Annotated in this window: 2 tRNA genes and 1 rRNA gene; all 3 read right to left on the bottom strand. The window is 56.3% G+C overall.

Annotated features, from left to right (window positions below):
• Window positions 1-395, bottom strand: a 23S ribosomal RNA gene (locus HMPREF9141_RS13740); the annotation flags it as partial.
• Window positions 396-615: 220 nt separating this feature from the next.
• Window positions 616-689 (bottom strand) — tRNA-Ala (locus HMPREF9141_RS12340).
• Between the two features lie 22 nt (window positions 690-711).
• A tRNA-Ile gene (locus HMPREF9141_RS12335) sits at window positions 712-785 on the bottom strand.
• Window positions 786-854: the final 69 nt, after the last annotated feature.

Genomic DNA, 854 nt, shown 5'->3' with positions numbered 1-854 from the left:
ACTACGTCTCATCATGCTTCGGGTACGGGACTGTCACCCGCTGTGGTCGTCCTTTCCAGAACGTTCCCCTCACAGTCAAAGTACGACAGCGTGGTCCTACAACCCCGGCGGCGCATCGCTACGCAGCCGGTTTGGGCTACTCCCCGTTCGCTCGCCGCTACTGGGGGAATCATTCGTTTATTTTCTCTTCCTGGAGGTACTAAGATGTTTCAGTTCCCTCCGTTCGCCTCACCGCACATGCGGTGATGACAGGCCTTCAGCCTGCCGGGTTGTCCCATTCGGAAATCCCAGGATCAAAGGTCATTTGCACCTACCCGGGGCTTATCGCAGCTTATCACGTCCTTCATCGCCTCCGTGAGCCAAGGCATCCGCCATGCGCCCTTTCTTACTTTCTTCGCCTTCCCCGCGGGAAAACGCGGGGATGCAGCTCATACTTTCAGCTGTCTTTCAGATTCCATCCGGGGGAAAGAACCCCCGGAGAACGCCGGACTCCGTGAGGAGACCGGCTCTGCTTTACAGTCTTGCCTGTGTCAATATGTCAAAGATCGTGCGGAGAGAGAAGGAGGAGGACGGGAGGATGGAATCCCCCGGACCCGCACCGGTTCCCTCCGGAAGTGGAGAATAACGGATTCGAACCGTTGACCCCCTGCTTGCAAAGCAGGTGCTCTAGCCAGCTGAGCTAATCCCCCGGGAAAAGAGAAAGGACGGAAGTAGTCCCAGGCAGACTTGAACTGCCGACCTCCACATTATCAGTGTGGCGCTCTAACCAACTGAGCTATAGGACTGAGTTGGAAGAAAGCTATGCGGCCTCCGCTGCCGGACTTCCTCTTCTCTTATTCGAAAAGACAGAGACA

Source organism: Prevotella multiformis DSM 16608 (assembly GCF_000191065.1).
Classification (GTDB): Bacteria; Bacteroidota; Bacteroidia; order Bacteroidales; family Bacteroidaceae; genus Prevotella; species Prevotella multiformis.
Note: the sequence above shows the minus strand (reverse complement) of the source record. Positions and strands in the feature narration are given on the sequence as shown.